Origin of the sequence: Micromonospora yasonensis (assembly GCF_026013475.1) — a bacterium.
Lineage (GTDB): Bacteria > Actinomycetota > Actinomycetes > Mycobacteriales > Micromonosporaceae > Micromonospora > Micromonospora yasonensis.
The window spans coordinates 1-6,556 of sequence record NZ_JAPDPH010000313.1; the positions used below are offsets into that span (position 1 = coordinate 1).

Annotated in this window: 8 protein-coding genes; 4 read left to right on the top strand and 4 right to left on the bottom strand. The window is 72.1% G+C overall.

Annotated features, from left to right (window positions below; all coding sequences use genetic code 11):
• The 3 genes from ONA70_RS33760 to ONA70_RS33770 all read right to left on the bottom strand — a co-directional run.
• On the bottom strand, positions 1 to 370 hold a 370-nt coding region (locus ONA70_RS33760), incomplete at its 3' end, for an ATP-binding cassette domain-containing protein (RefSeq protein ID WP_265010539.1).
• A complete protein-coding gene (locus ONA70_RS33765; protein WP_265010540.1) occupies positions 367 to 1,305 on the bottom strand; it encodes a metal ABC transporter substrate-binding protein in 939 nt (312 codons plus the stop codon). The genes ONA70_RS33760 and ONA70_RS33765, both read right to left, overlap by 4 nt.
• A 75-nt stretch (positions 1,306 to 1,380) precedes the next feature.
• Positions 1,381 to 1,638, bottom strand: a complete 258-nt coding sequence (locus tag ONA70_RS33770; RefSeq protein ID WP_265010541.1) for a DUF6703 family protein — start codon at positions 1,636 to 1,638, stop codon at positions 1,381 to 1,383.
• A gap of 27 nt (positions 1,639 to 1,665) precedes the next feature.
• Between ONA70_RS33770 and ONA70_RS33775 the strand changes: the two genes are divergently transcribed.
• The 3 genes from ONA70_RS33775 (at position 1,666) to ONA70_RS33785 (ending at position 4,156) form a co-directional block, all read left to right on the top strand.
• Positions 1,666 to 2,007, top strand: a complete 342-nt coding sequence (locus ONA70_RS33775) for an antibiotic biosynthesis monooxygenase family protein (RefSeq protein ID WP_265010542.1) — start codon at positions 1,666 to 1,668, stop codon at positions 2,005 to 2,007.
• Between the two features lie 142 nt (positions 2,008 to 2,149).
• The gene (locus ONA70_RS33780) at positions 2,150 to 2,662 is read left to right on the top strand and encodes an Rv0361 family membrane protein (RefSeq protein ID WP_265010546.1); all 513 of its coding nucleotides are present in this window, start codon (positions 2,150 to 2,152) and stop codon (positions 2,660 to 2,662) included.
• Between the two features lie 114 nt (positions 2,663 to 2,776).
• Positions 2,777 to 4,156, top strand: coding sequence for a glycine--tRNA ligase (locus tag ONA70_RS33785; RefSeq protein ID WP_265010543.1), 1,380 nt, complete (start codon positions 2,777 to 2,779; stop codon positions 4,154 to 4,156).
• A 61-nt stretch (positions 4,157 to 4,217) separates the two neighbouring features.
• On the opposite strand, the gene ONA70_RS33790 is transcribed toward ONA70_RS33785, so the two are convergent.
• Entirely contained in the window at positions 4,218 to 5,171 is a 954-nt protein-coding gene (locus ONA70_RS33790) for a type IV toxin-antitoxin system AbiEi family antitoxin domain-containing protein (protein WP_265010544.1), read from the bottom strand.
• Positions 5,172 to 5,338: 167 nt separating this feature from the next.
• Here ONA70_RS33790 and dusB point away from each other — a divergent pair, with 167 nt between their 5' ends.
• On the top strand, positions 5,339 to 6,502 hold the full coding sequence (dusB, locus tag ONA70_RS33795) for a tRNA dihydrouridine synthase DusB (protein WP_265010545.1): 1,164 nt from the start codon (positions 5,339 to 5,341) through the stop codon (positions 6,500 to 6,502).
• The last annotated feature ends 54 nt before the right edge of the window (positions 6,503 to 6,556 follow it).

Sequence of the window (6,556 nt, forward strand, 5' to 3'; positions counted from 1 at the left end):
GCGCCGCGGCGACCGCCGCCCGGTCGGCCCGGCCCGCCGGGCGCAGGACCCCCCGCCGGGCCAGCCGCCCCGAGGCCACCACCTCGCCCACGGTGGCCGGTACGCCGCCGCCCGCGCCGAGCCGCTGCGGGACGTACCCGATGCGGTGCCACTGCCGGAAGCGGCGCTGCGGGGTGCCGAAGAGGGTGACCGACCCGGCGCGCAGCTGGACCAGGCCCAGCACGGCGCGGATCAGGGTGGACTTGCCGGAGCCGTTGGCGCCGAGCACGGCGACCACCTCGCCGGCGGTGACGGTGAGCGAGACGTCCCGCAGCACCGGCCGGGCGTCGTAGCCGACGGCGGCGTGCGTGACCTGGATCAGTGGGGTCATGAGCAGTCCAAGGCGGTCCGCAGGGTCTGGAGGTTGGTACGCATCGCGGAGAGGTAGTCGCCGTCGGCCGGCGGGCCCTCGATCGGGTCGAGCACGGCGGTCCGCGCCCCGACTTCGCGGGCCACGGTCTCGGCGACCTTCGGGCTGACCAGCGTCTCGAAGAAGATCGTGGTGGCCCCGTGCTCCCGGGCCTCCTCCGTCACCTCGGCGAGGCGCTGCGGGGAGGGCTCGCCCTCCGGGCTGAGCCCGGTGACGCCGACCTGTTCGAGCCGGTAGCGGGCGGCGAGGTAACCGAAGGCGGTGTGGCTGGTCACGATCTCCCGCCGCTGGCAGGTCGCCAGCCCCTGGGTGTAGTCGGCGTCCAGCCGGTCCAGGTCGGCGCGGAGTGCCTGCGCCCGGGCGGTGAAGTCGGCGGCCCGGTTCGGGTCGGCCCGGCCGAGCCGCTCGGCGAGCCGGTCGCCGATGGTGGCCAGCCGGGTCGGGTCGAGCCAGACGTGCGGGTCCTTGCCACCGCTCTCCGCGTGGTCCGACTCCCCCTCGTGCTGGTGCCCGCCCTCGGCGGCGTCGCGCAGCGGCTGCACGCCGGCGACGTCGAAGGCCCGGTCGCCGCCGTTCTGCGCGACCGCCTCGTCGACCGCTGGCTGGAAGCCGGCGAGGTAGACGATCAGCTCCGCGTCGCTGACCTGGCCGACCTGGCGCGGGTGGAGCTCCAGGTCGTGCGGCTCCGCGCCGGGCTTGACCAGGTTGGTGACCGTGACGGCGTCCCCGCCGACCCGCTCGGCGAGGAACTGGAGCGGGTAGAACGCGGCCACCACTTCGACCCGGTCCGGGTTGCTCCCGCTGCCGTCGTCAGTCGCGCAGGCAGCGGCGCCGGCGAGGGTGAGCAGGGCGGTGGTGGCTGCGGCGAGGGCGCGTACGGCGAAGCGGACGGTCATGCCGTCAACTGTCCGCGATAACGAAATTGATTGTCAAAAACGCATGATTGCATGTCAGGGCCGGCCGGGCCCGGATCAGAGCAGTTTGGCCAGCGCGACCGCGATCAGCAGGGTGAGCAGCACCAACCGCAGCACCCGGGTGGCCGGTCGCTGCACCGGCCAGGTGATGGTCATCAACCACACCAGCCCCGCGGCCAGCAGCAGCAACAGCACGCCGCCCAGCGGGCCGGGGGCGAAGATCGCCATCAGCACCAGGACCAGCGTCGCCAGGAAAACCGTCGTGGGGTTGAGCCGGGCCAGCCGGGCCAGCAGGGGGCTCTGCGTAGGCTGCATGCCACAGACTCTACGAGGAGGACGCCGGTGCTGGTCACCAACCGGTTCGTGGTGGACACCGAGGTGGCGCCCGAATTCACCGAACGGGCGCACGCCGCGCTGGCCGCGCTCGCCGCCCGCCCCGGCTACCGGCGCGGCGAGCTGATGCGGGCGCTGGACGACCCCACGCACTGGTGCCTGCTCACCGAGTGGGAGTCGGTCGGGGCGTACCGGCGGGCGCTGGGCGGGTTCGACGTCAAGGTCACCGCGGTGCCGCTGCTGGCCCAGTCGGTCGACGAGCCGTCCGCGTACGAGACCCTCGCCAGCGCCGCGCCCGAGGGCGAGGTGGTCGTCGTCGCCAGCGATCGGGCCGCAGGTCCTTACCGCTGAGGCCGGGGGCACTACCCTCTGGCGTATGACCGCTCCCGGGGCCGTCCCACCCCCACCACCCGAGCCGTCCGGTGTCCCGCCGGTACCGGGCCCGCCGGCCGCGCCGTCCGGCGTCCCGCCGGTGCCTGGGGCACCCTCCGTGCTGTCCGGCGATCCGCCCGGGACGCCGGCGGAGCCGGGCGTCTCCGCGCCGCCCGCCGGCCCCGGGGTCGCCCCGCCGTTCGCCGCCCCGCCCACCGAGGGCGGCCGCTCCCGGCTCTGGCTCGGCCTCGGCGTCGGCGCGCTCGCCGTGCTGATCTGCTGCGGCGGGGGCGGCGCGGCCGTCGTCGGGCTGGCGGTGAGCAACGTCCAGGCCGTCGAGGAACAGGGCCGGACGGTCACCGACAACTACTACCAGGCCCTCGTCGAGAAGGACTGGTCCAAGGCGTACGACCAGCTCTGCAACGACGCCCGGCGGCGCGAGTCCCGGCCGGAGTTCGAGCAGCGGGTGGCCACCGAGCCGCAGATCTCCGGCTTCCGGGTGGGCAAGGTCGACACCCAGACGCTGACCGTACCGGTGAACGTGACGCTGGCCGGCGGCAAGCAGGAGGCCCAGACGGTGACGCTGGCGCCGGACCAGCAGACGGGCGCCATGGAGGTCTGCGGGGTGAGCTGACCGGCGCCCCGGTATTCTGCTGGGCTCGGGACCCCGGTCGCCGTACCGTTGTCCCGAACCGTCCGGTTCCATTCACCGCGCCCCCGCCGACCGCCAGCCGGCGTAGGAGGAAACATGCCAGCCGACCGTATCGACGCCGTCGTCAGCCTCGCCAAGCGCCGAGGCTTCGTCTTCCCCTCCAGCGAGATCTACGGGGGCACCCGGTCGGCGTGGGACTACGGTCCGCTCGGCGTGGAGCTCAAGGAGAACGTCCGCCGGCAGTGGTGGAAGACCATGGTCCAGCAGCGCGACGACGTGGTCGGTCTGGACTCCGCGGTCATCCTGGCCCGCCAGGTCTGGGCGGCCAGCGGCCACCTCGCCGAGTTCGTCGACCCGCTGACCGAGTGCCAGTCCTGCCACAAGCGGTTCCGCGCCGACCACCTGGAGGAGGCGTTCGAGGCCCGGCACGGCCGGCCGCCGACCTCGCTGTCCGAGATCAACTGCCCGAACTGCGGCAACAAGGGCACCTTCACCGAGCCGAAGATGTTCAACGGCCTGATGAAGACCTACCTCGGCCCGGTGGAGAGCGACGAGGGCCTGCACTACCTGCGCCCGGAGACCGCCCAGGGCATCTTCGTCAACTACAAGAACGTGGAGACGGTCGCCCGCAAGAAGCCGCCGTTCGGCATCGCGCAGACCGGCAAGTCGTTCCGCAACGAGATCACCCCGGGCAACTTCATCTTCCGTACCCGCGAGTTCGAGCAGATGGAGATGGAGTTCTTCGTCGAGCCCGGCACCGACGAGGAGTGGCACGAGTACTGGCTCCAGGAGCGCTGGAACTGGTACCTCGACCTCGGCCTCTCCGCGGACAACCTGCGCTTCTACGAGCACCCCAAGGAGAAGCTCTCCCACTACTCGAAGCGCACCGTCGACATCGAGTACCGGTTCCAGTTCGGCGGCACCGAGTTCGCCGAACTGGAGGGCATCGCCAACCGCACCGACTTCGACCTGTCCACGCACAGCAAGCACTCCGGCGTCGACCTGTCGTACTTCGACCAGACCAAGGGCGAGCGCTGGGTCCCGTACGTGATCGAGCCGGCCGCCGGCCTGACCCGCGCGGTGCTGGCCTTCCTGCTCGAGGCGTACGACGAGGACGAGGCGCCGAACACCAAGGGCGGGGTCGACAAGCGCACGGTCATGCGGTTCGACCCGCGGCTGGCCCCGGTCAAGGCGGCGGTGCTGCCGCTGTCCCGCAACGAGGCGCTCTCACCCAAGGCCAAGCAGCTCGCCGCGGACCTGCGCAAGCGCTGGGTGGTCGAGTTCGACGACTCGCAGGCGATCGGCCGCCGCTACCGTCGCCAGGACGAGATCGGCACCCCGTTCTGCGTCACCGTCGACTTCGACACCCTGGACGACAACGCGGTGACCGTGCGGAACCGGGACACCATGGCCCAGGAGCGGATCTCCCTGGACCAGGTCGAGCGCTACCTGATCGAGCGCCTCCCCGGCTGCTGAGGTGTAAGGAGGGGCCCCTTCTTAACGTTTTCGGTAGAGAAGGGGCCCCCTTTTAACACCCTCAGGTCGGGTCGTCGTGGATTCGGACGGGCACCACGACGCCGCGCCGGGAGGTGTACGCGTCCTCCACTGTCCGTCGGACTCGTACCGGTTCACGCCGGATCTGGGCCGGCGTGAAGTGCAGGATCAACACGCCGAGCCGGCTCAGTTCGTTGTGCCGGTCGAGCGTGCGGGCCCAGTCGCCCGGGCGGAAGTGGTACTCCTGCGAGTCCACCTCCAGCGCCACCGCTGCCTCGGGCAGGTAACCGTCCGGCGTCGGCAGGGTCCGTCCGTCTGCTGCCAACAGGCGCGGGTTCCAGCGGATCGCGGGCAGCAGCGGACTGCCGGACAGGCACTCCCGCAGCTCTGCCTCCGGAGCGGAGCGGGTGCCCGAGACGACCTCCGAGAACGCCTTCCTGATCAGCGCGGTGCGACTCCGTCGTGCCCGGCGGACCTCCTCGTCAAGGGCGGCGAGATCCGTGAACCCCCGCTGGACGGCTTCGGCGACGACGGCGCGGACCGGGCGCAGCTGCCGCAGGTCGCGCGCGGCATCGACCACGGCCCGGGCCGGAGAACAGACGGGATACCACGCCGTCTGCCGGGCCTTGGTGTCGAGCGCCAGGGCCCGAGCGATCACCGCGTGACCGGAGGACTTCCGCCGGGCGTGGTGCGGCACGATGAGCTGAACCGCGGGGGAGCGGGGGCTGTAGCGGAAGCCGTACCAGGCCAACGCGGCCAGGCCGGTCAGCTGGGCGTCGGGGCCGGCGTACAGGGCTGCCGAGATTCGGCGTTGCTCGTCGGTCAGTTCGCCGGTGAACAGGCCGTATGTCGCCGGCAACACGCGCTGCCAGCGCCCGCGACGGGTTTGCCGGTAGAGGTACATGTCGTCGAAGCCCGCGGCGAGCAACTGAGCGCGGGTCACCATCTGCTGCTGGCGGTCGGCGATCTCGTCCAGCTCGAACGTGTGGTCAACCATCCCCGCAGAGTGGCCGCCCCCGGGATTCGTCGCCCGCGCCTGTGCACAACCCCCACCCCCTGTGCACAACCCCTACGCATGCTCCCCGATGTGATATCGGCCCTGTTAACAGGGGGCCCCTGCTATGCAAAAGGCGTTAAGCGGGGGCCCCTCCTTACACTTGTCCGGTGACTGTGCCCCCGTTGCGCCCGCTGACCCTCGGCCCCCATCAGGTGTGGCCGCCGGTCGTGCTCGCGCCGATGGCCGGGATCACCAACGTCGGCTTCCGACGGCTCTGCCGCGAGCAGGGCGGCGGCATCTACGTCTGCGAGATGATCACCACCCGGGCGCTGGTCGAGCGGAACCCCAAGACGCTGCGCATGATCGCCTTCGGGGCGGAGGAGCAGCCGCGCAGTCTCCAGCTCTACGGCACCGACCCGGAGATCACCGCCGCCGCGGTGCGGATCGTGGTCGAGCGGAACCTCGCCGACCACATCGACCTGAACTTCGGCTGCCCGGTTCCGAAGGTCACCCGGCGCGGCGGCGGGTCGGCCCTGCCGTGGCGGCGCCGGCTCTTCGCCCGGCTGGTCAAGGCCGCCGTGGACGCCGCGTCACCCGCCGGGGTGCCGGTCACCGTGAAGATGCGCAAGGGCATCGACGACGACCACCTGACGTACGTCGAGGCCGGGCTCGCCGCCCAGGACGCCGGGGTGGCGGCGGTCGCCCTGCATGGGCGTACGGCCGCGCAGCGCTACTCGGGCACCGCCGACTGGGACGCCATCGCCACTCTCAAGCAGGCACTGGACGTGCCGGTGCTCGGCAACGGCGACATCTGGGAGGCCGACGACGCGCTCCGGATGGTGGCCCACACCGGCGTCGACGGCGTGGTCATCGGGCGGGGCTGCCTGGGCCGGCCGTGGCTCTTCGCCGATCTGGAGGCCGCCTTCAACGGCCGGACCGAGCGGCGGCTGCCCAGCCTGGGCGAGGTGGCGGCGACCATGCGCCGGCACGCCGAACTGCTGGTCGACCAGTTCGTGGCCGGCGCCCGCAATCCGGCCCGGGGCGAGCGGGACGGCTGCACCGACTTCCGCAAGCATGTGGCCTGGTACCTCAAGGGCTTCCCGATCGGCAGCGAGCTGCGCCGCTCGCTGGCGATGATCGACAGCCTGGCCCAGCTCGACGACCTGCTCGGCAAGCTCGACCCGGCCGTGCCGTTCCCGGTCGAGACCCTGGGCCAGCCGCGCGGCCGGACCAACTCCCCGGGCAAGGTCTTCCTCCCCGACGGGTGGCTGGCCAGCCGCGACGACGACACCCCGCCGGACGGCGCCGAGCTGGACGACTCCGGCGGCTGACCCGGAAGACGACGAAGGGCCGGCCCCTTGGTGGGGCCGGCCCTTGTCGGTGGA